The 25722-nt window shown below is 39.8% G+C and carries 24 protein-coding genes; 12 read left to right on the top strand and 12 right to left on the bottom strand.

The features are described from left to right. Nucleotides 1–229 precede the first annotated feature (229 nt). Complete coding sequence (gene aroH, locus CYAN7822_RS27330; protein WP_013325504.1) at nt 230–616, bottom strand: chorismate mutase; 387 nt, start codon at nt 614–616, stop codon at nt 230–232. Nucleotides 617–691: 75 nt separating this feature from the next. Next, nucleotides 692–1516 carry a signal peptide peptidase SppA gene (sppA, locus tag CYAN7822_RS27325; protein WP_013325503.1) on the bottom strand — a complete coding sequence of 275 codons (825 nt, stop codon included), beginning with the start codon at nt 1514–1516 and terminating at the stop codon, nt 692–694. A 211-nt stretch (nt 1517–1727) separates the two neighbouring features. On the opposite strand from sppA, the gene CYAN7822_RS27320 reads away from it, so the two are divergent. Both CYAN7822_RS27320 and CYAN7822_RS27315 read left to right on the top strand, forming a co-directional pair. Further along, on the top strand, nt 1728–2726 hold the full coding sequence (locus CYAN7822_RS27320; protein ID WP_013325502.1) for a DMT family transporter: 999 nt from the start codon (nt 1728–1730) through the stop codon (nt 2724–2726). Between the two features lie 259 nt (nt 2727–2985). Next, nucleotides 2986–3717: a lysophospholipid acyltransferase family protein gene (locus CYAN7822_RS27315; protein WP_013325501.1), complete on the top strand. Its 732-nt coding sequence runs from the start codon at nt 2986–2988 to the stop codon at nt 3715–3717. Between the two features lie 83 nt (nt 3718–3800). Here CYAN7822_RS27315 and CYAN7822_RS27310 read toward each other — a convergent pair whose 3' ends face one another. After that, a complete protein-coding gene (locus CYAN7822_RS27310; protein ID WP_013325500.1) occupies nt 3801–5081 on the bottom strand; it encodes an RNA-guided endonuclease InsQ/TnpB family protein in 1281 nt (426 codons plus the stop codon). A gap of 230 nt (nt 5082–5311) precedes the next feature. Between CYAN7822_RS27310 and accA the strand changes: the two genes are divergently transcribed. The 3 genes from accA (at nt 5312) to folE (ending at nt 8134) form a co-directional block, all read left to right on the top strand. Further along, a complete protein-coding gene (gene accA, locus CYAN7822_RS27305) occupies nt 5312–6292 on the top strand; it encodes an acetyl-CoA carboxylase carboxyl transferase subunit alpha (protein ID WP_013325499.1) in 981 nt (326 codons plus the stop codon). A gap of 310 nt (nt 6293–6602) precedes the next feature. Continuing rightward, entirely contained in the window at nt 6603–7331 is a 729-nt protein-coding gene (locus CYAN7822_RS27300) for an SDR family oxidoreductase (protein ID WP_013325498.1), read from the top strand. 59 nt (nt 7332–7390) lie between these two features. Next, on the top strand, nt 7391–8134 hold the full coding sequence (folE, locus tag CYAN7822_RS27295; protein ID WP_013325497.1) for a GTP cyclohydrolase I FolE: 744 nt from the start codon (nt 7391–7393) through the stop codon (nt 8132–8134). A gap of 263 nt (nt 8135–8397) precedes the next feature. Here folE and CYAN7822_RS27290 read toward each other — a convergent pair whose 3' ends face one another. Beyond that, complete coding sequence (locus CYAN7822_RS27290) at nt 8398–9216, bottom strand: acyl-CoA desaturase (protein WP_013325496.1); 819 nt, start codon at nt 9214–9216, stop codon at nt 8398–8400. A 243-nt stretch (nt 9217–9459) separates the two neighbouring features. Here CYAN7822_RS27290 and CYAN7822_RS27285 point away from each other — a divergent pair, with 243 nt between their 5' ends. Continuing rightward, nucleotides 9460–10692 carry a methionine gamma-lyase family protein gene (locus CYAN7822_RS27285; protein WP_013325495.1) on the top strand — a complete coding sequence of 411 codons (1233 nt, stop codon included), beginning with the start codon at nt 9460–9462 and terminating at the stop codon, nt 10690–10692. Between the two features lie 174 nt (nt 10693–10866). After that, nucleotides 10867–11271 carry a CAAD domain-containing protein gene (locus CYAN7822_RS27280; protein WP_013325494.1) on the top strand — a complete coding sequence of 135 codons (405 nt, stop codon included), beginning with the start codon at nt 10867–10869 and terminating at the stop codon, nt 11269–11271. Between the two features lie 82 nt (nt 11272–11353). On the opposite strand, the gene CYAN7822_RS27275 is transcribed toward CYAN7822_RS27280, so the two are convergent. Both CYAN7822_RS27275 and CYAN7822_RS27270 read right to left on the bottom strand, forming a co-directional pair. Further along, complete coding sequence (locus tag CYAN7822_RS27275) at nt 11354–11929, bottom strand: Uma2 family endonuclease (RefSeq protein WP_013325493.1); 576 nt, start codon at nt 11927–11929, stop codon at nt 11354–11356. A gap of 128 nt (nt 11930–12057) precedes the next feature. After that, nucleotides 12058–14139, bottom strand: coding sequence for an NAD(P)H-quinone oxidoreductase subunit 5 (locus CYAN7822_RS27270; RefSeq protein ID WP_013325492.1), 2082 nt, complete (start codon nt 14137–14139; stop codon nt 12058–12060). Nucleotides 14140–14700: 561 nt separating this feature from the next. Between CYAN7822_RS27270 and CYAN7822_RS27265 the strand changes: the two genes are divergently transcribed. Continuing rightward, the gene (locus CYAN7822_RS27265; RefSeq protein ID WP_013325491.1) at nt 14701–15321 is read left to right on the top strand and encodes a CPP1-like family protein; all 621 of its coding nucleotides are present in this window, start codon (nt 14701–14703) and stop codon (nt 15319–15321) included. Nucleotides 15322–15353: 32 nt separating this feature from the next. On the opposite strand, the gene CYAN7822_RS27260 is transcribed toward CYAN7822_RS27265, so the two are convergent. The 3 genes from CYAN7822_RS27260 to CYAN7822_RS39685 all read right to left on the bottom strand — a co-directional run bounded on the left by CYAN7822_RS27260 (nt 15354) and on the right by CYAN7822_RS39685 (nt 18857). Further along, nucleotides 15354–16895 carry a glycoside hydrolase family 1 protein gene (locus CYAN7822_RS27260; protein ID WP_013325490.1) on the bottom strand — a complete coding sequence of 514 codons (1542 nt, stop codon included), beginning with the start codon at nt 16893–16895 and terminating at the stop codon, nt 15354–15356. Between the two features lie 123 nt (nt 16896–17018). After that, a complete protein-coding gene (locus tag CYAN7822_RS27255) occupies nt 17019–18218 on the bottom strand; it encodes an MGDG synthase family glycosyltransferase (RefSeq protein ID WP_013325489.1) in 1200 nt (399 codons plus the stop codon). Between the two features lie 450 nt (nt 18219–18668). Beyond that, nucleotides 18669–18857, bottom strand: coding sequence for a hypothetical protein (locus tag CYAN7822_RS39685; RefSeq protein ID WP_245602621.1), 189 nt, complete (start codon nt 18855–18857; stop codon nt 18669–18671). An 80-nt stretch (nt 18858–18937) separates the two neighbouring features. Here CYAN7822_RS39685 and CYAN7822_RS27245 point away from each other — a divergent pair, with 80 nt between their 5' ends. Continuing rightward, nucleotides 18938–20380: an NF041680 family putative transposase gene (locus tag CYAN7822_RS27245; protein WP_041933402.1), complete on the top strand. Its 1443-nt coding sequence runs from the start codon at nt 18938–18940 to the stop codon at nt 20378–20380. Nucleotides 20381–20681: 301 nt separating this feature from the next. Here the strand turns inward: CYAN7822_RS27245 and hisC are convergent, their stop codons facing one another. The 3 genes from hisC to hisB all read right to left on the bottom strand — a co-directional run bounded on the left by hisC (nt 20682) and on the right by hisB (nt 23079). Continuing rightward, nucleotides 20682–21728, bottom strand: coding sequence for a histidinol-phosphate transaminase (hisC, locus tag CYAN7822_RS27240; protein ID WP_041934055.1), 1047 nt, complete (start codon nt 21726–21728; stop codon nt 20682–20684). Between the two features lie 67 nt (nt 21729–21795). After that, entirely contained in the window at nt 21796–22434 is a 639-nt protein-coding gene (locus tag CYAN7822_RS27235) for a Uma2 family endonuclease (protein WP_013325486.1), read from the bottom strand. Continuing rightward, the gene (gene hisB / locus CYAN7822_RS27230; RefSeq protein ID WP_013325485.1) at nt 22435–23079 is read right to left on the bottom strand and encodes an imidazoleglycerol-phosphate dehydratase HisB; all 645 of its coding nucleotides are present in this window, start codon (nt 23077–23079) and stop codon (nt 22435–22437) included. A gap of 117 nt (nt 23080–23196) precedes the next feature. Between hisB and CYAN7822_RS27225 the strand changes: the two genes are divergently transcribed. From CYAN7822_RS27225 to CYAN7822_RS27215, 3 genes are all read left to right on the top strand, one after another. After that, nucleotides 23197–24021: an inositol monophosphatase family protein gene (locus CYAN7822_RS27225; RefSeq protein WP_013325484.1), complete on the top strand. Its 825-nt coding sequence runs from the start codon at nt 23197–23199 to the stop codon at nt 24019–24021. A gap of 123 nt (nt 24022–24144) precedes the next feature. Continuing rightward, a complete protein-coding gene (locus CYAN7822_RS27220) occupies nt 24145–24342 on the top strand; it encodes a cyclic di-GMP-binding domain-containing protein, MshE-related (RefSeq protein WP_013325483.1) in 198 nt (65 codons plus the stop codon). 729 nt (nt 24343–25071) lie between these two features. Continuing rightward, nucleotides 25072–25710, top strand: a complete 639-nt coding sequence (locus CYAN7822_RS27215) for a chemotaxis protein CheB (RefSeq protein ID WP_013325482.1) — start codon at nt 25072–25074, stop codon at nt 25708–25710. Nucleotides 25711–25722: the final 12 nt, after the last annotated feature.

Here is a 25722-nt window from a genome sequence, read left to right as displayed (position 1 = left end):
AGAGCAATGTCTGTTGAGTCAAATCCTTTGGTTATTTATTCCATCTGTTAACGCCCAGTTTTTAGGTTTAATCAGACTGGTTGCTGGAGACTAATGCTTATCTGTTGTTAAAATACCCAAATGAGCTTTAAAAATTAGCTTTTATCGAAAAATTTTTGTAAAGATTTATGCTCAGAAATTTCACCAGTTTTTAAACGGAGAAAATTTTCAGTTAAACTTTTAAGTGAATTTAAATATTAACTCCTGTTAGACTCCAATCAGGTCTAAGATTTTTCGCCTGACGTAAATAAGAATGATAAATTTCAACTTGTGGTTTACAGGTATTCACATGAATCAGCACTCGAATACAGTATTTTAAACTCCCCTTAACCTGCATTTGTTGCACATCCAATAAGGGCACATTTTGCCAATTAGGACGTTCCCGAGCAATGGCAGCCGGAAAAACCGCATCTAGGTCTTCAGTAGCCGTAAAAATCACACTCACAATATCACTCGGATCAAGTTGATTGCGGGTTTCAATTTCATCTAGCAATTCACTCACGACTTCTCGAATTGCCTCTATCGTATTTGAGTCGGCTGTTGTTGCTCCTCGAATTGCCCGCACTTTCCAATCCACTGTGATTATCCTCCTATGTTTAACGAATAGTTGTAGATTTTAGAGTTCAGTCAACTCTAAAACCTAACCTGACTTTTAGGGCCTATATAGCCATAAGGGCAGATTATTAGTCGCTAGTTCAAATTCTACCCAATCTAGGGCCCCCCCTAACCTAGATTTTGTCGCAATTCTTGTACTCCCTAAAATCCGATTGACTAGAGATTTGGGTTGCTCGATGGTTTGACACTCAGTTTTGAGCGGATCAAGTCCGACTAATTCTGCTAACCAACGACGGGCATCCTCTTCGCTTCCCAAACGATCCACAACGCCCAAATTTAAGGCTTGCTCTCCGGTAAAAATACGTCCATCGGCAAAGGTTTTAACTGTCTCTACCTCTAGATTACGAGAGTCAGCCACAGTCTGAACAAATTGCTGATAACTAATATCAATCATTTCTTGGAGAATATCTTGTTCTGCGGCACTCAAATCTCGATCAAACGAGAGAATATCTTTGTAAGGCCCTGATTTAATGACTTTGAAGGATACGCCGATTTTATCGAGTAACCTTTCTAGATTATTCCCTCGGATAATGACCCCAATACTCCCTGTAATTGTACCTGGGTTAGCCATGATGTGTTGCGCCCCCATCCCGATATAAACGCCACCCGAAGCCGAAATATTGCCGAAACTAGCGACGATTTTGACTTTATCCTGCAAACGCCTCAGCGCTTGGTAGATTTCTTGAGAGTCTCCCACTGTTCCTCCGGGAGAATCTATTCGTAATAGCAGGGCGGGATATTTCTTTTCTTCTACCTTTTTTAAGGCTTTAAGCACCTGTTTACGAGTTTGAGAGGCAATTACCCCTGTAATTTCTATGCGAGCTATCTGTTTGCTAGTTCTGGGTTTAAACGGCCAAATCATAAAACCATTTTCTTTATTGAGTGATTAAAGAGATTAAGCACAAATGTCAGTGAATTATCTATCTTCTAGTTTGCCTTATCTTGCCTGAGCCTAGCCGAGTTCGTGGAAAAATTTATTTTTGGGTTTGAGTTAACAAAAATATACAATTAGTTAGAATAGAATAACTAAACTTAAAATTAATTCATATTACCCTCCCCTTTCGACTCGACTCATGGAATTAAATCTGAGAAAGTCTTATATAGCCTGGTCTTCAATCTTTGCTATCGCTCCCTTTTTTCTTTGGGGAACGGCAATGGTAGCGATGAAAGGAGTTATTCCCAACACCACTCCTCTATTTATGGCTGGCGTTCGCCTTTTACCCGCCGGACTATTAGTATTACTGATCGCTATTGGGTTAGGCCGTCCTCAACCCAATAGTTGGCGGGCCTGGCTGTGGATTGGAATTTTTGCCTTACTAGACGGGACCATGTTTCAAGGCTTCTTAGCTGAGGGATTAGTCAGAACAGGGGCGGGTTTAGGTTCTGTCATTATTGACTCTCAACCTCTGGCAGTGGCACTGATGAGTAGTTGGCTGTTTGGGGAAGTGATTGGTTTATGGGGGTGGTTAGGTTTAGGACTCGGAATGATCGGTATTAGTTTGATTGGTTTGCCGGATGAGTGGTTCATTCATCTATTTCAGGGACAGACCATTTCTTTTTCCTTTAGCTGGTTAGGTTTGTTTGATAGTGGAGAATGGTTAATGTTCCTCGCTTCCCTGTCTATGGCAGTGGGAACAGTAACTATCCGTATGGTCAGTCGACACGCCGATCCAATCGTCGCTACCGGCTGGCACATGGTATTAGGCGGCTTACCGCTATTTCTCGGTTCTGCGCTGTGGGAATCTAACCAATGGACTCAAATCCATCTCGAAGGTTGGTTAAGCTTGACTTATGCTACCGTTTTTGGCAGTGCTATCGCTTACGGAATTTTCTTTTATCTGGCCTCTAAGAGTAATCTGACCAGTTTAAGCTCTCTCACCTTTTTAACGCCTGTATTTGCGCTAACCTTTGGAAATCTCTTTTTAGCTGAAGTTCTCAGCCCTTTGCAATGGCTCGGCGTTTGTTTAACTTTAGTCAGCATTTACCTCATTAATCAACGAGAAAAACTTGCTCAACAACTTGAAAAATTAGGGTCTTCTAAAAGCCTGGTACAACCGACAACGAACCAATAAAGTCGTCAGACTTTCAAGCTGAGGCATCGGCCTAACAACAAGCGTAGCAATTGCTAGATGATGGTTGCCCTTTACAACAGACAATATATTGCCTGATAAATTTTCAGATCATATCCCTCGACAAATTTATCCATAACCATTAGAAATTGAAAATCGAATGACACCTAAATAACTGTCCCTAGGCCAGAAGACACTTGCCATCGTTTGAACTTAAGCTAGAGCTAGAAGCAAGAGAAACGAACAGCATCATCTGTCAGTCATGAGTCAGCAAATACATTCGATTGATGAATCAAGCGCTAAAAAAGCTATCACCGTAAGCTCTCATATTAATCCTTTATTAATACGTCTTGTTTATCCTCTGGGATGTTATTTAGTCATTCCCTTATATTTTGGTCGCATCAAAATAACAGGACAAGAAAATATTCCCACTACAGGGCCTGTGATTGTCGCCCCAACTCATCGTTCTCGTTGGGATGCTTTGCTGATTCCCTATGCTGTTGGACGGTTTGTCAGCCGCCGAGATTTACGTTTTATGGTTATGGTGGAGGAAATGCAAGGGTTACAAGGTTGGTTGATTCGTCAATTGGGTGGGTTTCCCGTTAATACTGAGCGTCCGGGAGCGAAAAGTGTCCTGCATACAGTGAAACTATTAAGTGAAGGCGAAATGGTGGTGATTTTTCCTGAAGGGGGGATTTTCCGCTCTACTGAAGTTCAACGCCTCAAACCCGGTGTCGCACGAATGGCTATTGATGTGGAAACCCATCAACCCGGCAGTGGGATTAAAATTTTACCGGTTAATCTTAACTATTCTCATCTGTACCCTCGTTGGGGAACTGATGTAGAGATCAAGATTGGTCAGCCTATTGATGTGGCTCAATATCAGGGAACCAACCTCAAAGAAAATACACGACAACTGACAGCAGTTCTCAAAAATGCCCTCAAGAAGCTTCAAGAAGAAAAACAAGCGGCAAAAGAAGTAGTTTTAGTCTAAAATGCCCTTCAAATAGTCTCCCAGACAGCATGGAATAACTACCGATTCGGTCAAGTGAGATATTGACACTCCCCATCTAATTACTACACTTTGTTTGGTAATATAGATGGGGATTCTTGGTTCACAGAAGATGCTTGCTCTGACAGGATTGCTCCAACCAAAGTAGAGGCATCTTCTCCCCCATTAGCTATAGCTAACGTTGAAAGAATTTCACTTTCAAAAGCTTTAGATCCGCTATGCCCTAGCGTACTTAATCCTAATTTCAAAATGTTAATTGCTGCGTTAATATCTCTATCTTCTTCATATAGACAATGCGGACATTTATGAGTTCTAGTTGATAGAGATTTTTTGACTTTTTCACCACAGTTAGAGCAATTTTGAGATGTATTATGAGGTGGAACAGCTACAGTTGCTTTTCCATATTTAAAAGCAAAATATTCTAACCATTGACGAAAAGTTGACCAAGCAGCGTCATTAACACTTTTAGCTAACTTGGATTTAGCTAGACCTTTAACATTTAAGTCTTCATAGGCTACCAAATCGTTAGATTGGATTACGCGCAATGCCTCTCGTTGGACAAAACCTTTACGCTGCCTACTTACCCTTAGATGCTTACGGGCGTATTTTTGTCTAGCTCTTTTATAGTTGTTTGATGGCTTTTGTCCCTTCTTAAACTTCTTAGATTTACGTTGATTAAGCCGGTTTAAAAGTTTTTCAGCTTGACGATAGTATTGAGGGATTTCTACAGTTTTGCCATCACTATCTGCATAGAAAACTTTTAATCCAACATCAATTCCTACACAATGTTTAGTAGGTTCTAATGGTTTAGAGTAGCTTCTTATATCAACGCTGATACAAAACTGGACATAGTAACCATTGGCACGACGTACTAATCTAACTCGTTTAAAGGAGTCGATTGGGTAAAAGTTTAAATCCCTAGTTCCTTTTAAAGAGAGTGTCCCAATTCCTTTTTTGTCGGTAAAAGTTATCTTCTTTCTATTATCAGATAATTTCCAACCTGACTGTTTATATTCAACGGAACGATTATTCTTTTGAAACTTAGGAAAACCTTTTTTACCCTTAATATTCTTTTTGCAATTGTCATAGAAACGAGAAATAGCAGCCCAAGCCCTTTCTGATGATGCCTGTCTTGCTGTTGAGTTTAATTCATCAGCAAATTTATACTCTTTGGCTAAAATACGACAATATTTATTGAGAGCATATTTGTCAATTTTATCCTCTCGACTAGCATCCATCCAAAGCCTTAATGCTTTATTTCTGATGAATTGCACTGTCCTGATAGCATCGTCAATAGCTAAGACTTGATTAGGCTTGACCACTGCTTTCATTTCTAAAACAATCATTGTTTACCGACCTCAAACAAATATGTTTTTATGCTAGTAGTCAGAGCGCAAAATGTCAAGATGTGCTACGCTGTTATTTATTGGTTGAGGTTTCATTCCTTCCCCTTCGCATTGCTCAGGGTCAGGACAAGCCCCACCGTTCAATGTGGGTATTTTTGTAGAATTTATAGGTGGGGTCTTCCCCTCGACATTTCTGATAAACTGAGTCATGAGTAAGTATAAAAAAAATTATGTCAAAAACCGAACGTCGCATTTTTCTTCTGGACTTTGAAAAACCTTTATATGAGCTACAAGCACGAATTAACCAAATTCGGCAACTCGCTGAAGAAAATGATGTCGATGTCTCTGAGCAAATCTCTCAGCTACAAACTAGAGCCGAACAACTCCGCAAAGAGATTTTTAGCTCCTTAACCCCTTCTCAACGTCTGCAATTAGCTCGTCATCCCCGTCGTCCTTCTACCCTCGATTATATTCAAGCCATGACCGATGAATGGTTTGAGCTACATGGTGATCGCGGCGGATATGATGATCCCGCTTTAGTAGGGGGTGTAGCCCGCTTAAATGGTCGTCCAGTGGTGATTTTAGGACATCAAAAAGGACGAGATACCAAGGATAATGTGGCTCGCAATTTTGGGATGGCTGCCCCCGGAGGCTATCGCAAAGCCCTGCGGCTGATGGAACACGCAAACCAGTTTAATATGCCGATTTTAACCTTTATTGATACTCCTGGGGCTTGGGCTGGTGTAGAGGCAGAAAAACTTGGACAAGGAGAAGCGATCGCCTATAATTTGCGTCAAATGTTTAGCTTTGATGTGCCGATTATTTCTACGGTCATTGGTGAAGGAGGGTCCGGCGGCGCTTTAGGCATTGGCGTTGGCGATCAACTCTTGATGCTCGAACATTCAGTCTATACCGTGGCCACTCCAGAAGCTTGCGCCGCTATTCTCTGGAAAGATGCCAAAAAATCGGAACAAGCCGCCGTCGCCCTCAAAATTACGGCTCCTGACCTCAAAAATTTGGGCATTATTGATCATATTGTCCCTGAACCCTCCGGAGCCGCCCATGCTGATCCTTTGGAAGCCGCTAGTCTTCTCAAACAAGCTTTAATTGCCCATTTAGAAGACTTATCTCAAATGAGTCCCCAACAACGTCGCCAGTTACGTTATCAAAAATTCCGTCACATTGGCATTTTTGAAGAAGCTTATGCCTAAATTTCCCGAGTCTTACTATTGAGGCCAATCAATAGCTGATGAGATTTATCTAAATCTTAGCTCGGTGATCTTTGATCCCCATTGCCCATGTTATAATTGCCAAGGTATACTTTTGTAACGTTATTCCTTCCTTGGCTCATTTTTTGGTATAGCAAAACACTTAGCTCACTGAAAAATTGATTGGGTTTAAATCATTAGTCCATGAAAATTTATCAGACTGTCTGATACAGATAGTCAGGTCTTGTAGCAGGTTTTCAAGGCTGATCGCCGAAATTGGCCAAAAATATCCTAAGAGTCGATATAGCATATCATGAGTTTGAATTCTAGTCAACAGCGAGCGATTATTACAGGAGCTAGTAGCGGCATTGGTAAAGCAACTGCCTTAGCATTTGCTAAAGCCGGTATTGATGTCGCCCTTGTGAGTCGTTCTCAAGATAAACTAGAAGAAGTGGTGAATGCGGCCCTAGCTGTCGGAGTAAAAGCTCGTTCTTATCCGGTCGATTTAGCCAAAATTGAAGAAGTAAAACAAAAAATAGAAGAAATCGTTCAAGATTTTGGTTCAATTGATATCTTAGTTAACAATGCTGGCATAGGTTACACAAATTCTTTATCTGATACTTCCCTAACCCATTGGCAACAGGTGATGGATATAAATCTCACCAGCGTCTTTCAATGTGTCTTGGGAGTTTTACCCCAGATGCGTCAGCAGGGTCAAGGCACAATTATTAATGTAGCCTCTTGTGCGGCGAATAATGCTTTTCCCCTGTGGGGAGCTTACAGTGTAAGCAAGGCAGGAATTGTGGCTTTTTCTAAGGTTTTAGCGGCTGAAGAAAGGGCGAATGGCATTCGTGTGATGACCATTTCTCCAGGTTCAGTCAATACACCGCTTTGGGATACAGAGACGGTTCAAGCTGACTTTGAACGTTCAGTCATGTTACACCCTGAAACGGTAGCCCAAGCGATTTTACAAGCCGCCTTACTACCAAAAGAAGCCGTCATTGACGAAATGACCATTATGCCTAGTGCAGGCGCTCTTTAATTTTCCTCTGTTTGTTTTCATTTTTAATCACCATACACCAAAACCATTCACTAAAATTTATGACAGTAGCTCCTTCTAACGGATACAATCGCGCTAATTCTTCTAATTCTTCTAACGTGACAGCAGCTAATTCCAATATCCTTAATCCCAATTTAGTTGATCGGGTTTCTACTCGACCAGATCGCAATACTCACAACGGTCAACCGGCCCAAATTCATCTAGCTAGTGTAGACAGCAAAGCACAAATGAGCGATGCCGTACGGATGATTTTAGAGGCAGTGGGAGAAGACCCAGATCGAGAGGGACTTTTAAAAACGCCTAAGCGTGTGGCCGAAGCGATGCAGTTTCTCACCCAAGGATACAATCAGTCTCTTGAAGAAATCGTCAATGGTGCTATCTTTGATGAAGGGCATAATGAGATGGTACTGGTACGAGATATTGATTTCTTCAGTCTGTGTGAGCATCATATGTTGCCTTTTATGGGTAGAGCGCACGTGGCCTACATTCCTAATCAAAAAGTAGTGGGATTGAGTAAATTAGCGCGAATTGTAGAAATGTATTCTCGCCGCTTACAAGTTCAAGAGCGACTGACCCGTCAAATTGCCGAAGCCATTAAAGAAATTTTAGAACCTCAAGGGGTTGCTGTGGTCATGGAAGCGACTCATATGTGTATGGTGATGAGAGGAGTTCAAAAACCTGGATCTTGGACGGTTACCAGTGCCATGTTGGGAGTTTTTCAAGAAGAACAAAAAACCCGTGAAGAATTTTTGAATTTAATACATCATCGTCCCAATTTTATGTAATAAATTGTTGATAAAAATTTTTGATTAAACTTTCGGTGCTGACTTTTTATTTTCGGGAAAGTCAGCTTTTTTTGTCGCGCTTGAATTGATCATCCACCTAAAACAGTTTGTACCACTATTATTTTTAATGCTAGTGGGGTTTTGAAAACTTAAAAAAACTTATCTCCCGCTTAGGCGAAATATCCAATAACGGGAGATGAATATAGATTAACTAATATAATTCAACAAAAGAAAACCTTTTGTCTAGTTGGATTGTTTTTTGCTTATTCCTTCGTCGGAGCTAACTTAATATTGGTTGCTAAACCCAAAAACTGTAAAGTTCGAATAAACATCCATGTTAAATCAATTTCCCACCATTCTAAACCATGACGAGCCGAATATTGATAAGCATGATGATTATTGTGCCAGCCTTCTCCAAAAGTTACCAGGGCAACCCACCAACAGTTTTTAGAAAGATCTCCTGATTCGTGACTTTGGTAACCGAATTTATGGGTAGCACTATTAACAAACCAAGTGCAATGAAATACCACCACTAAACGAACAAAAATCCCCCAAATAACAAAAGGCCAACCGCCTAACGCGAACAGCAATAAGCCTAAACCTACTTGAATAGCAATTAAATTTTTTTGGCAAAATTGATAAAACGGATCATCAGCGATATCTTTTGTATATCGAGGAATTTCTTTATCGGCAGGAAGATTATAGAGCATCCACCCCAAATGACTCCACCAAAATCCTTTATTAGAATCATGGGGATCTAATTCGGTATCAGAATATTTGTGGTGCATTCGGTGTAAGCCTACCCAGTCGATGGGGCCCCCTTGACATGCAAGCGTTCCACAAAAAACGAGAATATATTCTAACCATTTAGGAGTTTCAAAACTTCTATGGGTCGCTAAACGATGGAAACCTAAAGTAACTCCAATTCCAGCAGTCACAACATACAGAATAAAGGCAACGGCAACTGCTCCCCAGTTAAAATTACTGGGCAAAAAAGCTAACAGAGCTACTAGATGAATGGTAGCCATGTAGATAATAATATGCCAAGCAGGGGAGAGTTTTTCAGATGTAGCAACAGTCATGTATTAACCTATAATGCGAAATCAAGTCGGAACCAAGCCGTGTTAAAAATCAAAGAAATCTGGGATAATCCAGATATGTAATTGATTCTAACTCATTAAGCTTAACTATATTTGGGTAATAGTTGAGCAAAATTTCAAAATTTATTTACATACCTGTAACACAGGTGTCTAAAACTGCGACACCAAGGTATTTTTGGATTTTGACTCAATAATGAGTAACAAAATTTAACCTTTTCTAAATCAATGGACAATTTGACTCTTGTAAGCTCAGCCGAAAAAATATTATCTCCAATCTTTTCTGAAATTGACACTCAGGTCAAGCACAATTTGAAAAAAGTTTTAGGGGCTTTTCAAAATTGCCGTGTCGGAGTACACCATTTTTCCAGTGTGAGCGGCTATGGGCATGATGATCTAGGGCGAGAAACACTCGATCAAGTCTACGCTCAGGTCATGGGAGCAGAAGCGGCTGCGGTACGAGTACAGCTTGTCTCTGGCACTCATGCGATCACCTGTGCTTTGTTTGGCGTTCTTCGTCCTGGGGACGAAATGTTAGCCGTAGCAGGAAAACCTTATGACACCCTCGAAGAAGTTATCGGTTTGCGAGGAATGGGCCAAGGCTCCATAAGAGAGTTTAACATCCAATATCGAGAATTGAACTTAACTTCAGAAGGAAAAATTGATTGGCAAGCTTTAAGCACTGCAATTAGAGCTAATACTCGGTTGGTATTGATACAACGTTCCTGTGGATACAGTTGGCGTGAGAGTTTGTCCATTAGCGAGATTGAAAAAATAGTCACTCTTGTTAAAGCGCAAAACCAAGACACAATCTGTTTTGTCGATAACTGTTATGGGGAATTTATCGAAGCTCGAGAACCCACCGCAGTAGGGGCTGATTTAATGGCCGGTTCATTGATTAAAAATCCGGGGGGAACCATTGTCACCGCCGGGGGTTATCTGGCCGGCAAAGCCGCCTTAGTCGAACAAGCCATGTGCCGCTTAACCGCTCCGGGCATTGGTAGTAGTGGAGGTGCCACTTTTGAGCAAAATCGTCTACTGTTTCAAGGGCTATTCCTTGCGCCGCAAATGGTGGGAGAAGCCATTAAAGGCAGTCATTTGCTCGCTTATGTCTTTGACAAGTTAGGATATCCTGTCAATCCTCCTCCTTTAGTTACTCGAAAAGACGTAATTCAAGCGATACAATTAGGGTCAGCAGAAAAACTCATCGCCTTCTGTAAAGCTATACAACGCTGTTCGCCGGTCAGTTCCTATCTAGAACCCGTTCCTGCTCCTATGCCAGGGTATGAAAGTCAATTAGTCATGGCTGGAGGAACTTTTATTGATGGGAGTACCTCGGAGTTTTCGGCTGATGGTCCTTTGCGAGAACCTTATATTGTTTTTTGTCAAGGGGGAACTCATTGGACTCATATAGCGATCGCTTTAGAAGAAGCCATTGAGGCCATCAGTCAATTCAAATGACTTGGGAGTAGCGGCTCTATTATCCCTTTTGTCAAACTTAAATAGTTGTTGAGAGGGATAACAAGCTATCTGAAGTGTCTGATAATATGAGCAAGTTAGTGAGTCTGTTTCATCAGACAACTCGCTTGTTATATTGCAAAAAACGTCCAACCTGACTAAAGGGATAGAGTAAATATGGAAGCAAAAGAGCGACAAATTGACAAAACTACCATCAATAATGAACCAGGAACTTTAGCTAAACCGGCTTCTGACCAACCCTGGATGGAGTATGTACAACCTGTTATGGATACTCTGGCTAAAGTTCCCGATTATATCGGTGAATTTTTTGCAGATAATAAAAAACCTCTGATTACCATTGGCTTAATTGTGGCAGGTCTTGTGACTGTTAAAGTTACCTTGGCTGTGCTAGATGCAATCGATGATATTCCCTTACTAGCTCCTATTTTGGAACTCGTAGGATTAGGTTATACCGCTTGGTTTGTCTATCGTTATCTCCTGAAAGAAGAAAACCGCAAGGAATTAATTCTCGAGTTTGAAGCCCTTAAAACTCAAGTTTTTGGCGACGGACCCAACAGTTAATTCTTATTTTCTTTCTCTGTTCTATATTTGTATCCCCACCAGAATTTATTAATAGGTGGGGATGATTTAAAACTATCTCTGGTTAAATATTTCCGGCATCTAAAACTTGTTTAACGGTCAAATCGATTTCATTTAACTGTCTAGAAATAATCTTATCTTCTCCAATAAAGACTGATTCTTCATAAAAACCTTCTTCTAAAATTAATACAGTTACTTTGTTTTCTTTCGGGTCAACAATCCAATATTCAGCAATTTCTACAGCCGCATATTCAGAGCGTTTATAACGATAATCTCTAGTAACCGAATCAGGACTAACAATTTCTACAACTAACAGAGGAGGAGTTTGAAAAATAGCTGACTGATCGATTAATTCTAGAGCCGCTTCTTGAGGAACAATAAATAAATCCGTTAATCTTGACTTTCTCCATCCTGTTCTGACACCTGCCTCTTTAAAACAGACCCAAGGTAAAATTTTTCTAGTAATTTCTTGGTCAAAAACTTTTTCTAAATATTTGGTAATCAAAAAATGTCTAACAGTTGGTGGATTTATTACCTCTAATTTCCCATCCACCAATTCATAACGGTTATCTGTTCCATCATCATAATTACAATATTGTTCAAAACTATATAAATGCTCTTGTGTGGATGTTACCGTCATTTTTGATGCCTCTATTTTGGCTTATCCTAACTTCTATAAATTTTTTCAAATATGATCAGGTGGCCAGTGGAGGGGCTAAGGGGTGAATAAGATCACCCCAATAACAACGCCCCATCCTAGCCTAAAAATTAAACCACACTAAACACAATCACAAAACCCAACACTGCCGCAAAAACAATTAAAGCGTAGAATTGGGCGCGACCATTTTCTAAATACTTCAACCCTTCACCACTAATAATCGTAGCTAGTCCAGTTAAATTAACTGCTCCATCGATCACTCGGTAGTCCACTTCCATGATCTGACGAGCCAAACGACGAGATCCTTGAACAAAGAGGCGATCATAGATGTCGTCGAAGTACCACTTATTGAGAGAGAGCTTGTAGAGGGAGGGGAATTTAAGAACGATCGTAGCCGGATCAATCTTCTTGTGGAGATACATCAAAGAAGCAAGGGTGATCCCAATTAAGGCAATGCCCACAGAAGAGCCGCCCATAATGTAAAACTCATTCCAGTCGAAATGGTGAGCCGCTTCTTCGATAACTTCCCCAGGGGGATAGATAAAACCTTCAAAATAATTCTCCCAAGGTTTACCCACCAACCCAATGAGGGTAGAAGGAACCGCCAAGATCATCAGGGGTAATGTCATCGTCAAAGGAGACTCATGGGGAGAGTGACTATGACCATGACCATGATCATGATCCTGTTCATGGTCCTGTTCATCAGTATCATGGTCTAATTCTTTGACATCCATCGCTCCCGGCCCAAAAACCGGTTGGGCTGGTGCAAATCCCCGGTTAACGGCTACGAATTTCCGCAGAGCCATATTATTGCCCCGAAATTCCCCTTCAAAGGTCATAAAATACATTCGGAACATATAAAAAGCGGTTAGCCCTGCGGTTAACCAACCTACCAGCCATAAAGCCGGATTAGCTTCAAATGCTAGGTGAAGGATCTCATCTTTTGACCAGAAACCAGCAAAGGGAGGAATTCCACAAATGGCCAGATTTCCGATTAAAAACGTTAAAGCCGTAATGGGCATATATTTTCTCAGTCCCCCCATTACCCGCATATCTTGCGCCACAATGGGGTCATGACCGACGACTCCCTCCATTCCATGAATGACAGAGCCAGAATCGAGGAATAACATCGCTTTAAAGTAAGCATGGGTCATCAGGTGGAATAATCCAGCCGTATAACCCCCAATTCCCATAGCCATCACCATATAACCTAATTGGGAAATGGTGGAATAAGCTAAACCTTTTTTGATGTCATTTTGAGTCAGAGCGATGCTTGCTCCTAAGAAGGCAGTAAACGCCCCTGTCCAGGCGATCACCGTCATCGCGATGGGAATGTGATCAAAAACCGGATACATCCGGGCGATTAAAAATACCCCGGCGGCTACCATTGTTGCCGCGTGAATGAGAGCGGAGATCGGTGTGGGGCCTTCCATCGCATCCGGCAGCCACACATGAAGGGGAAACTGAGCCGATTTAGCCACAGGCCCAAGGAACACTAAAATCGCGAATAAAGCCGCTAAAGCCCCGCTTAAGCTCCCAGTGGAGACTAATTCTTCTAGGCGATCGCCCATGATTTGAAAATCAAAGCTATTGGTCGCCCAGTATAATCCGAGCATTCCCAACAGCAGGCCGAAGTCACCCACGCGGTTAGTCACAAAGGCTTTTTGAGCCGCATCGGCGGCTGATTTGCGGTCAAACCAGAACCCGACTAACAGGTAGGAACACATTCCCACCAATTCCCAAAAGATGTAAACTTGCACTAAGTTAGGACTGATGACCAGACCCAACATAGAAGAGGCAAATATACTCAAATAGGAATAAAAACGGACATAACCGGGGTCGTGGGCCATATATCCGTCGGTGTAGATCATCACCAGAAAAGCTACTGTAGTGACGATCACTAACATTAGGGCGCTGAGATGGTCGATCACATAACCCATTTTCAGGTGAAAATTGCCGGCTGCTGCCCAATCGAAGGAGCGAGTATAAGGCGCATGACCGTGAATCTGGCTCCACAACAGCGCAAAAGATAGCACCATTGCCGCACCTGATAAAGACACTATCAAAACCGCGTTGAGTTGCCGAAGACGGTTAGTCGCTTGATTGAGAGAAATTAACCCACTGCCGACGATTACTGCCCCAATTAGAGGGAGAACAGGGATCAGCCAGGCATAACTATAGAGTGATTCCATGACGTAAGACCTTATTGATATGGGTCACATAGTCTTTTTATCGACTTAGGCTAGTCAGCTTTCTAAACTTAGAGGCATAAAGCCGCGTCTATTTAAATGGTAATGCTGACTACTTACGATGATTACCGTTTTTCATTGTGACATACAGGAATCTTTAATATTGTATTTATCTTAATCAACACAAGTAAAATACAGAGCTTTCTGCAATTTTTTTGGGAGCGATTACATTTTTGCGCCTGTTTATATTTTTTTAATTTTCCCAGGCTTTACCCGACGATCGGCTCTGCTCCAGCCTCATAGACTCGTTTTTTTAACTAATACTGCTGCTATTTAGGGGTCAACCAGGCACTTGAGCCACAAGTTCAAGGGATTTTTAGCCGCCTTGGGTTAGTTCTTTGACTCTCAAGCTAAACTAAAAACAAAATCCAGCCTAAACCCTAACAGACAATTCTCAGTCCAAGTTATCCTAGAGAAAACTAACTGTTATTGGTATCCAATAACTACAATCCTTAATACACTATATTTAACTGAATATAGGGCAAACCATAAGGGAGGTTATAGATGAGCGAGCAAAATCCCTATCAACAACTAGGGGTAACAGAAGATGCTTCTTTTGAAGAGATCCAAGAGGCTAAACAGCGCTTGTTACAACAATATGCTGATGATAGTAAACTCCGCGACAGCATCGAAGCGGCTTACGATGCTATTATTATGGAGCGCCTCAGACTACGGCAAGAAGGCAAAATTAAAGTTCCTGAGCGAATTCGTTTTCCGGAGCGTGAAAAACCTGCCGAACCCCAGCTATCTTTCAATTCATTACCGATTAATGCCTCTCCATCCTGGCTACAACAGTTTATTGATACACCCTCGTCAACCGATATTTTGTTGGCTACAGGTGTGTTTTTAGCTTTAGCGGGAATTACGGTGGTGATTCAAGATTCACAAGGATCTTTAGTTTCTCTGCTGCTAACTTTGGGAATTTTTGCTAACGTTTATTTTCTCAACCGTAAAGAGCAAAAATTTTGGCGTTCGGTTTTAATTACTTTGGTTGGGTTAGTCGTAGGGATCGCTATAGGATCAGGTTTAGCGGCTTTGCTAAAGAGTCTTCCCATAGATAATCAACAATTATATGCTGTAGCGACCTTTTGTATATTTTGGTTATGCAGCAGCTTTTTGCGCTAACCCATCAAAGACAAGGTTTGCACCGGACAGGATTATATCCTGTCTTGATTTTTAAGTGCTTGTTTGGCTTTCTGTATCAATTCAGCATAAGTTTGAGAAGGGCGATCCCCTAAATGATCCACTTCAAGACGTTTTGTTCCCTCCATAAAATCAAGGCTAAATAGTCCAAAGCGAGGGGTATAAGACCCCCATTCATAATTATCTGTGAGTGACCAGTGGATATAACCCATTAAAGAAACTCCCTCATCAAATAAGCGTTTAACCTGTTCTAAATGGATTTTGATAAACTCACTTCTCGACATTTGATCGGGTCTTTTTGTCGCAATACTATTATCAAATTTGCGACGCAAGGCCATGCCATTTTCAGCAATGAGAATAGGTTTGTTTTTATACTGTTCTGAATAATATTTACAGAAAAAATGTAAGCCTTCAGGGAGAGAACGCCAATCCCACCATTTACTGGTAATTCCACTCATGAGCCAGCCGCGAAAATCTTTGGTTTGAAACTCGAAATCCGAGAAAAAAGGCAAGCGAAAAGTATGAGCAATGAAAGGATCGTAATAATCAATGGCTAGATAATCAAATACATCAGGATAGGGAGATTTTTCTAATTCTACTAAAAGTGTTTTAAAATATTTAGGGTCAAATAGATAATAGCCTAAACTTTTGGCGGCTCGACGAACTAAACGCCCTAAATAGTAAGGGAGGTCACGACGAAAGGGCAACTTAGCTTTAGAGAGAGAAATTTCTAAATCTTGGGCTTGGCTGTCAAAATAATCTTTGAGTTCTGCCAATTTTATCTGATTTTTTTTGACGCTGAGTAAATCCCAAATAACTTTTTCTAGCCAATATAAATCACTACAATAAGTATTCAAAGAAACTTGCGGAGTTGGCCAGCCTTGTGACTGATAAATATTATGAATAGAATTATAAGCCCTCACATGAGCCAGCAAAATATTATTATAAGCTTTTAAAACTGCTTTAATGCCTCTAGTTTTTGCCGGAAAATCGGCTCTTAAAAAAGAGTTTGTTACTAAAATATTTGGTTCATTTATAGTAATAAATAAATGAATTGGTGAGACTTGATAATGATCGATTAGGAGTCGATTAATTTCTGTAATACTGACTTGAACAAAATTGATAAAATGATCGATGGTACGTTGACTCAGCCAAGCATCTAACCCCAACCAAGCCGGGTGGGTAAAATGATGAAGCGTGACTATCGGTTCTAGTCCATAATGACGACAGGTTGCAATTATTTTAGCATAGGTATTAATGGCTTGTTGGTCAAAATCTGGAGCTTGGGAACGTTTAGCCACTGTTGAAGGTTGAATGCGGGCCCATTCTATTCCGATACGAAAGCTATTGAGTCCCATCTGTTGACAGGTTTTAAAATCTTCTTCATAACGAGTCCAAAAATCTGCCGCCTGTCCAGTCACCATGACTCGACCTTTGTGTTCACTTTCATACCAATTGTTTTTTGGTTGATCTATTCCATTGTAGCCGCCTTCACTTTGATAAGCAGAAGTCGCTACTCCCCAGAGAAAGGGTTGAGTCTCGATGGATGTTAACATAATTATTGAGTGTTTTTTCCTTGAAAATTAAGAACGTTCCAGCCTAGTTTAGGGAAACTTATCCCCAAGATTTTTAGCGTCAAAAAAAATTGGATTTTTGACGAAATTTTCTCATTAATTGCATTAAGTTTGAATTGATAATTCTGAATTTTGAACCGTTTCTACATTTATTAATGATACTTCAGAAACGGTCTGAGAAACAATATTATTGAGAATATATTCAGCAATATTAAGGGCCGCCCGAGGTTGACCTACTTTTTCGGCCACTTGACGCATTTGTGCTAGACGTTCTCTGTCTTTGAGTAAATACTCCACAGCAGGCCCTACCATTTCTATCAATCTTAATTGTATTCCTGCACCGGCAATCGTGATCACATCAGCATTTTGTTCTTCTTGTCCTGGAATAGGATCAACAATGATCATCGGTGTATTTCTAGCGAGGATCTCGCTGGTAATGAGTCCCCCGGCTTTAGTAATAATTAAATCACTGGCCACAATTAAATCATCAACATAGTCAATAAGTCCTAATTTTCGCAGTTGAACCTGTTCGGTTTCCTCAAGATCTTCTAATACTTCGAGTAAGGTTTCATTTCGTCCTGCGGCGACTATAATCATTGCTTCTGAAAGCAGACTCAGCAATTCTGACACCATCGTGCGAACTCGTTTAGAATTGAGTCCACCACCAAAGACAGTGACCACAGGAGTGTTTAGCGGCAGATTATGTTTTAATCTTACCTCAGCTTGGGTTTTGGGTTTGATAATCTCTAATTTGACCGGAATACCGGTTACCTGAAATAGAGAGGGATCTGCACCCCGTTGAATCAAAACATTAGCGGTTAATTGACTGGGAATGAAATAAGCATTTATGCCATAATTAAGCCAACTACTGTGGGCAATAACATCAGTAATCACGACATAATGGGGGATGGCGAGTTGATTTTTTTCTTCTACTAATTGAATTAATCGTCCGGGAATTTGTTGTACAGAAACAATGGCATCTGGGGCAAATTCGATGACTAATTGTTCTAATTTATTAAAAAAGAGGCGTTCGAGTTTAGCGACGGAGAGATTATCATCCAAAGAGGTTTCTAAATCAGTGGTATCTGTACCTTCATAATAAGCTCTATACAAAAGAGGAACTTTTTCACTTAACTGTTTATAAAGTTGAATAATGGTATTACGATAAAGAGCGCTCGCATAATCTAAAGCATCTTCAATACGGACTTCTACTTCTGGATTTTGGGAAAAAGCCTCATATAATGCTTTAGCGGCATTGAGGTGTCCGTCTCCTAACGAAGAATAGAGAATCAGGATTTTTGTCATATATTGTTCTGACAAGACCTAGAATAGTTATCAGTTTAGCTTGTTTCCCCAAAAAATGGGAATGTCTTTTTACCTATATCTTAAGACAGTTGACGCTTATTTGTCATTAGTTATTAGTTTTGGACTTTGGACAAAGGAGAAAATTAATTAGCGTAAAAAATACGCTAATTAAAAAGTTTTTTTTGAGAAGCGGCAAAAAAATCAATCATCTTTTAATTCTTCTGTACAATAGGAAGAGTCGGTTTCTACTTCTCCTCCAAAATAAATATCCAAGTAGCTTTCACAGAAGAGAATTAATAACCCTTTCTAACTCATCAATAAGATCTCTTCTTGTTAATTTCTCTATTGCATCAATATGAGCTTCACTGCCAGCTTTACCTAAATATACATCTAAGCGTTTTTTTTTGGCTGTCAGTGGCTCGTGTAAAGATAGGTTCGGCGGCTTGTAGTTTATAATACCAATAGATTTTTTGATGAAAGGGTAACTTGGTAACGAATAATATGACAATTAGGGGGAGCGACTTCTCCTTCGTTTTGAATCTTCTGAATTTTTTGCTTAAATTTGCGGATTAGGTTTTTAATTTGTCTAGCTCTTCGGGTCGGGTCTTGATTGGTTTTCAGACAATTTTGGGAATCCATTTGACATCTTGAGAAACTATTGACCTCCCTTTATATTAGCGTATATATTACGCTAATATTTGAAAAAGTTAGTAATGACCATGAAAAATCAAGAAACTGAAAAGGCAATTAAAGAGTTTCGTCGTTGGAGGGAAAATCTTTTTAATGGGCTTAAAGCCAGAAAAGAGTCTCTCATAGAGTTGATAGATGCACTCTCCAGTAATCAACAAGCAACATCAGTAGTGGAATTATCTCTTAATCCCTTGTTTAGACGAAATTATAACAGTTTATATAAAGGAATTCAAGAATTTTTTCCTTATCAAACTGAGGATACTGAGGATGAATACTTAAAACAAATTAAAGATTTACTCAAGGCAGTTTCTCTTACTATACCATTATCTCAATCCCGACATTTTAACTTATTTGCAATAGATACAACTCCTTATCAACGACCGTATTCACCGGTATTAGCTGATAAAAAATTTATCCATTATCCTAATCCTATTAAAGGAAATAAACCCATAAATATTGGACATACTTACTCAGTTATCTGCGCTTTACCTGACCCAACAATAACAGGTAATAAGCCTTGGGCAGTTCCTTTATCAGGAGAAAGAGTACCGAGTAACGATAAAGCAGCGAATGTGGGCAATAAACAACTTAAAGAAATTTTTGAAAGCTCTTCGTTTTCAAGACAAGAGTTATCAGTTTTAGTCGCTGATAATTTTTATAGTCAACGAGATTTTATCGGCGAACAAGTCAATTATAAAAACTTAGTTACTATTACGCGAGTCAGAAGTAATCGGGTTTTTTATAGACAATTTATTGAGAAAATAACTACTCAAAAAAAGTCGGGACATCCCCGTTGGTACGGGGATAAATTTGACCTAAAAGATGAGAACACTTGGACTCAACCCAATGAAGTTACTCAATGCGTCTTTACTACTAAAACAGGTCGTCAACTGACCACTACAATTTCCGCATGGAAACAGATGTTAATGAGAGGAAATAAAAATTATAAAATGAACAGTTATCCTTTTACTTTACTACAAATTCTCATCACTGATGAAGTTAATAATGCTGTTTGGCAGCCTATGTGGCTTATAGTCATCGGTTCTCGCCGTGAAGAGTTAAGTCTGATTGATTGCTATCAATCTTACCGACAACGTTATGATATTGAACATTTTTTCAGATTTAGTAAACAGAAATTATTAATGACAGCCTATTCTACTCCCGATGTAAGGCACGAAGAAAACTGGTTCAAATTAACACTATTGGCTTATGTAAATTTATGGGCGGCTAGAAAATTAGCTGTTGTTTTGCCCCGCCCTTGGGAACAGTATTTAAAAACCAATGAATTAATTAAAATTTCTCCTAGTTTAGTTCAAAGAGATTTTGAGCGAATAATTTCAACATTGGGCACATTTGCCTCTTCTCCCAAACGTCGGGGTTATTCCTCTGGACGTATTAAAGGTTATAAACAAGTCCCACGAACTCGCCATCAAGTTATCAAAAAAAGACAAAAAAATAAACTGAACAAGTAAAAGCGGACTTTCAAATCGCCAAGTAAGCTGTTCTTTTTCCGATTACTCAGCAATTTTTACCGGCTGAGGTAGAGGGAATATTGTCAATTTTATATTAGCGTAATATTTACGCTAATTATTTTTTTCTTTTGTCCAAAGTCCAAATTAGTTATTAGTCATTAGTTATTAGTCATTAGTCATTAGTCATTAGTTATTAGAAATCCTTAATAACTGTAATAACTAACCCATAAATTTTACTCTGGGTAAATATCATTAATAGCTAATAATATTTACCTCCTCACTAATGACCGATGACTCACGACTAATGACTCATTTTAATTTGAGTGATGGCTTCTAACAAACGGTCTATCTCTTCATCAGTGCCGATAGAAATTCTGACATAATTACTAATACGGGGATGCTTAAAATATCTGACCAAAACTTTTTGGTCTTTCAGTTGACTATATAACTCCGATGCGGCTATCCATTCAGCAGAAGCTAAAACAAAATTTGAGTCTGAGTCAAACACAAAAAAGCCTAATTCTTTAAGAGATTTGATTAACCTTTCTCGCGTTTGACAAACCTTCGCCCAAACTTGCTGGAAATACTGATAAGATTCAAAGGCGGCTGTTCCTAAAGCTTGAGCAAGACGATCTAAATTATAAGAATCTCGTACCTTATCCATTTGTTCAATAATCGGAATTGAAGCGATGCCAAATCCTACGCGCATTCCCGCCAAACTATAACTCTTTGACATAGTACGAGAGATAATCACATTGTCATATTTTGCCAAAAAATCGAGATGATTCTCAGCCGAAAAATCTACATAAGCTTCATCAATTAAAACAACGCCTGCCGCTTTTTGACAAGTTTCTTCCAGATAATCTCGGTTTAAATGTTGACCCACTGGAGGATTAGGAGAAGCGAGAAAAATTAATTTTGCCTCGGGACAAATGAGAGGACGATCTAATTCAAATTTTTCATTAGTAGGAAATGTTTTAATAGCAGCACCATGAACCCGAGTAATGGTTTCATATAACGAATAAGTTAAATCTAAAAAAGCCACCGTTTCCCCAGGATTAACAAACGTTCGTAGAGCAATATTGAGAATATCATCAGAACCATTACCTGCCAAAATTTGTTCATGAGATACGCCAAAAACTCGAGCGGCGGCTTTGCGTAATTGAGTAGAAACCGGATCGGGATAAAGTCTTACTTTCGATAACTCACCTTGTAAAACCTCAAAAATTTCTGACGGGGGAGGATAAGGATTCTCATTAGTATTTAATTTAATAAAATCAGTGGTTTGGGGTTGTTCTCCGGGGACATAGCCGGGGGTTTGAAAAACACAGTCTCTTGTAGGTAATATCATCTTAATTCCAATTCTTGATAGTTAACTAACCATTTCTGCTTGACGGCCTTGGCGCGAGAAAAACTTAACGTAATTGAGATAAAAACCCATTAATCACCTGACTTTGATCATTGTGACGTGTGCGCTGTAAAGTTTCTTCTAACAGAGACATCGCTAAACCCGGCAAAACTTGAGAATCCGTGATTCGCTTACTACCTCCATCCACAATTTTAAAAGCAATAATTTCTAAATTTTGAACATCGACGATCCAATATTCTTGTATGTTTAAATCTTCATATAAGAGCCGCTTTTCTCCTTTATCATCAGCAAGAGAAGTATTCGCCACCTCGATCACTAAATCCGGTGGGGGATAAACATCTAAATCGACAATGGAAGTGCCCCAAGGGATTATATTAGCTTTATCCCCAATGTAATAAGATACATCAGGCTGCATCTGATGGGTTCCCGTTTTTCGGTAGGTACAGTTATCCGTACCATTAATAGGAATGCCTCGCAAACTGGCAAACAGGCTAACAGCAATAATAATAATTAGATGATCTCTTCCATGATCATTGCCTAACGGTGACATTTCTAGCCTAGATTTTCCTTTGTAATAATAAGATTTCCCCTTTTCTCCTTCGATTGGTTCAAGAATTTCTAGATAGTCTTGCCAAGTGGTGTTGAACCAGGTATCTGTAGGGATAACCGTTTTTAATTGACTCATTTACAAAACCCCCTTGGAACTGGGAATAGCATCTGCACGACGAGGATCGATTTCTATGGCCATTCGCATTGCTCTGGCAAAGGCTTTAAAAGTTGCTTCAATAATATGATGAGAGTTGATTCCGTCTAACTGTCGTATGTGTAAAGTCATTTGAGTATGATTGACTAGGGCGACAAAAAATTCTCTCACTAACTCGGTGTCATAAGTGCCGACGCGCTGGCCCGGAATTTGTAACCCATAACTCAGATGAGGCCGTCCTGAAAAGTCTAAGGCCACTTGGATTAAAGCTTCATCTAAAGGCGCGATAAAATGACCAAAACGACTAATTCCTTTGCGATCACCTAATGCTTTAAACAGTGCTTGTCCTAATGTTATTCCTACATCTTCATTGGTATGATGGTCATCGATTTCTAAGTCTCCTGTTGCTCTCACTTCTAAGTCAATTAATCCGTGAGAGGCGATTTGATGGATCATGTGGTCTAAAAAAGGTATTCCGGTTGCTGCACAGCAATTTCCCTGGCCGTCTAAGTTTAAGCTGACTTGTACATCTGTTTCTTTGGTGGTGCGGCTAACAGTGGCACTTCGCCCGGCTATTGTGGTGATGGCGTTTTCAGAATCAGGGACTTGCAGGTTACGGGTTTGCATTGCTTAGGGATTTGATATTTACTATTATTGATTTTCGCGCAAAGACGCAAAGATCGCAAAGGATATTTTAGGTAGAAGGCGAGTTATATTGAGTTATGGTTCTCGGATACAGGCATTATGAGTCAGAATATTGATCCATTAGAAGAAAAAGTTAAGTTAGCTCATCAATTGGCTGATGTTTCTGGAGAGATTATTTGCCGCTATTTTAGACAACCCTCTTTACCGGTAGAAACTAAGTTAGGGCAAGTTTCTTCTATTGTTACCATTGCTGATTGCCAAGCTGAAGAGGCGATGGTTGAGATGATCTTAGCCGAGGCTCCCGAAGATGGTATTATTCGCGAAGAAGGTGAAGATATTCCCTCTCGTAGCGGCAAAGCTTGGGTACTCGATCCTATTGATGGCACTTCTTCTTTTGTCAAAGGGTTGCCGATTTTTGGGACTTTAATTGGTTTAGTGGACCTTGAATGTAATCGGCCTTTGCTCGGTGTGGTTAATCAGCCGGTTCTACAACAGAGGTGGTTGGGTGTACAGGGACAACCCACTTATTATAATGGTCAACTTGTGGTCAATCCTTATCGGGATGATCGCTATGGAAATTTAGCTGACGCTTGTCTGACTTCTACCACTCCTTTAATGTTTATCAGCGATGAACAACAACAAGTGGCCCAAAAATTACGGCAAGTCTGTCAACGGACGGCTTTTGGCGGTGACTGTTATAATTACGTGGCTTTAGCTTCTGGTTGGTCTGCTATGCCTATGATTATTTTAGAGGCTGATTTGCATTTTTATGATTTTTGTGCTATAGTGCCCATCGTCCAAGGAGCAGGGGGAGTCATTACTGATTGGTCAGGAAATTCTTTGATCAGTGAATCTACTGAAGTGATCGCCGCTTCCAACCAATTTTTATTAAGACAAGCTTTAAAAATCATTAAAAATATTTAATTTTTATGAATTTTTTGTTAAATTTAAGTAAAATCTTATTAAAGTTTGAGAAAAAATAAGGTAATCCTACGGGAACTCCTGCTATCTTAGAACTAGGAAATTCTCTGCTCATTCACTAAATTTATGCTAATAGGTCAGATACTAATGCAGAAACACTTAATTTCTCCTGAGCAACTAGATGCTGCCATTCATCAGCAAGCCTACAACCGGATAAAATTAGGAGAATTGCTTATACAACAGAAGCTAATTGTTAAAGAACAGCTAGAAGAAGCTCTAAAAGAGCAATACTGGCGTAGAAATGGCTTTTGGGTCATTGATTAATTCCCAATTTGCTCCTAAATTTTAAGATTGCTCAATTGTTAGAGGTTTAATTCAAGCCCTGACCTAAATTTAAGGTCCTCTTAACTTTACTCGCTCAACTTCTTGGTGAATGGTGAATACTTTCTGGCTTGACTGTCAGGCGATTATCAGCATAATCCCTAAATAAAGTCAATCAATTTCGCATGAACATAAATAAGGAAAAAGCGGTCGTCTATTTAAGACGACATAGCTATTCGACGGCTTATTAAAAATTAATAGGTGAGGTCTTATACCTTACATATAGGATAGTTGCTCAAAAATTAACTGTCATCTGTCTAGTGAAGGAAAAACTAGCCTTATTTGGTGATTTTCAATACCTGAAAACTTAATGAACCGAAGTCATAAGTCAAGGGAGGCTTAAAAATCTGCTAGTTCAAAAAATTGGTCGCATTTTTTATGCGACTTCATCAATACCGTCTCTAAATTAAAAAATCAAGTTGACCTAAATCAATTTATATTAATTGTATTTCCTCTAAGCAAATTGTTCATCTCTCTTATGAAGGAAAAAATATTAAATTTGAGCGTGCTATAAAAAACATCCCACAAACTTAGCGGATAAGCGAAGTTAAGTCTGGAGAAAAAAGGTTTTTGCCGCGACAATACCATAAATTATAAATTTTTGCTGATTAATTAACAAAACTTCGGGTCGGTTGTTAAAATATAACAAGCCAGGTAACCCATTAATGAAATGTGAACAATTTGAAGCCAGATCAAGAACAAAACGAGCCGCTAAAGTTGGCTAAGACAAACTTTGATCTGATTGCTTTAGCCGCCTCAGCCGGAGGAATAAAAGCACTTTCAGAAGTAATTTCTCAACTGCCGGCTGATTTTCCAGTGGCGGTTATCGTCTTGCAACATTTAGATCGTCACTATCGCAGTTTTCTACCGGAAATCTTGAAACGGCGTACTCATTTACCAGTCAAGCAAGCTGAGGAAGGAGAGCTTCTTCAACCAGGATATATCTATATCGCCCCATCTAATTATCATTTATTGGTCAACCCTGATGGGAAACTCTCCCTTAATCAAGCCGCCTTAGTACATTTTGTGCGCCCCTCTGCGGATGTTCTGTTTAATTCCATCGCCACGAATTATCAAACGCGAGCGATCGCGGTTGTTCTCACCGGCACCGGCCAAGATGGTTCTCTAGGAGTCCAAACCATCAAGAACATGGGCGGGATAGTGATCGCTCAAGACCAGGAAACCTCTGAATTTTTTGGGATGCCCAAGGCGGCCATTGCCACTGGAAAAGTTGATTTTGTTCTGCCTTTATCTAAAATTAGTGAGATGCTCATTTCGTTAGTGATGCAAAAGCCAAAAAATATAAAATAATAAAAAAGCTAA

The organism is Gloeothece verrucosa PCC 7822, assembly GCF_000147335.1.
GTDB lineage: Bacteria > Cyanobacteriota > Cyanobacteriia > Cyanobacteriales > Microcystaceae > Gloeothece > Gloeothece verrucosa.
This window is presented reverse-complemented; position numbering and strand designations above follow the sequence as displayed.

What these genes read in the sequence shown, in the direction of transcription:
- sppA (WP_013325503.1), bottom strand. Translation starts at nt 1,516, where the DNA reads ATGATTTGGCCGTTTAAACCCAGAACTAGCAAACAGATAGCTCGCATA.
- CYAN7822_RS27320 (WP_013325502.1), top strand. Translation starts at nt 1,728, where the DNA reads ATGGAATTAAATCTGAGAAAGTCTTATATAGCCTGGTCTTCAATCTTT.
- CYAN7822_RS27315 (WP_013325501.1), top strand. Translation starts at nt 2,986, where the DNA reads ATGAGTCAGCAAATACATTCGATTGATGAATCAAGCGCTAAAAAAGCT.
- CYAN7822_RS27310 (WP_013325500.1), bottom strand. Translation starts at nt 5,081, where the DNA reads ATGATTGTTTTAGAAATGAAAGCAGTGGTCAAGCCTAATCAAGTCTTA.
- accA (WP_013325499.1), top strand. Translation starts at nt 5,312, where the DNA reads ATGTCAAAAACCGAACGTCGCATTTTTCTTCTGGACTTTGAAAAACCT.
- CYAN7822_RS27300 (WP_013325498.1), top strand. Translation starts at nt 6,603, where the DNA reads ATGAGTTTGAATTCTAGTCAACAGCGAGCGATTATTACAGGAGCTAGT.
- folE (WP_013325497.1), top strand. Translation starts at nt 7,391, where the DNA reads ATGACAGTAGCTCCTTCTAACGGATACAATCGCGCTAATTCTTCTAAT.
- CYAN7822_RS27290 (WP_013325496.1), bottom strand. Translation starts at nt 9,216, where the DNA reads ATGACTGTTGCTACATCTGAAAAACTCTCCCCTGCTTGGCATATTATT.
- CYAN7822_RS27285 (WP_013325495.1), top strand. Translation starts at nt 9,460, where the DNA reads ATGGACAATTTGACTCTTGTAAGCTCAGCCGAAAAAATATTATCTCCA.
- CYAN7822_RS27280 (WP_013325494.1), top strand. Translation starts at nt 10,867, where the DNA reads ATGGAAGCAAAAGAGCGACAAATTGACAAAACTACCATCAATAATGAA.
- CYAN7822_RS27275 (WP_013325493.1), bottom strand. Translation starts at nt 11,929, where the DNA reads ATGACGGTAACATCCACACAAGAGCATTTATATAGTTTTGAACAATAT.
- CYAN7822_RS27270 (WP_013325492.1), bottom strand. Translation starts at nt 14,139, where the DNA reads ATGGAATCACTCTATAGTTATGCCTGGCTGATCCCTGTTCTCCCTCTA.
- CYAN7822_RS27265 (WP_013325491.1), top strand. Translation starts at nt 14,701, where the DNA reads ATGAGCGAGCAAAATCCCTATCAACAACTAGGGGTAACAGAAGATGCT.
- CYAN7822_RS27260 (WP_013325490.1), bottom strand. Translation starts at nt 16,895, where the DNA reads ATGTTAACATCCATCGAGACTCAACCCTTTCTCTGGGGAGTAGCGACT.
- CYAN7822_RS27255 (WP_013325489.1), bottom strand. Translation starts at nt 18,218, where the DNA reads ATGACAAAAATCCTGATTCTCTATTCTTCGTTAGGAGACGGACACCTC.
- CYAN7822_RS39685 (WP_245602621.1), bottom strand. Translation starts at nt 18,857, where the DNA reads ATGGATTCCCAAAATTGTCTGAAAACCAATCAAGACCCGACCCGAAGA.
- CYAN7822_RS27245 (WP_041933402.1), top strand. Translation starts at nt 18,938, where the DNA reads ATGAAAAATCAAGAAACTGAAAAGGCAATTAAAGAGTTTCGTCGTTGG.
- CYAN7822_RS27235 (WP_013325486.1), bottom strand. Translation starts at nt 22,434, where the DNA reads ATGAGTCAATTAAAAACGGTTATCCCTACAGATACCTGGTTCAACACC.
- hisB (WP_013325485.1), bottom strand. Translation starts at nt 23,079, where the DNA reads ATGCAAACCCGTAACCTGCAAGTCCCTGATTCTGAAAACGCCATCACC.
- CYAN7822_RS27225 (WP_013325484.1), top strand. Translation starts at nt 23,197, where the DNA reads ATGAGTCAGAATATTGATCCATTAGAAGAAAAAGTTAAGTTAGCTCAT.
- CYAN7822_RS27220 (WP_013325483.1), top strand. Translation starts at nt 24,145, where the DNA reads ATGCTAATAGGTCAGATACTAATGCAGAAACACTTAATTTCTCCTGAG.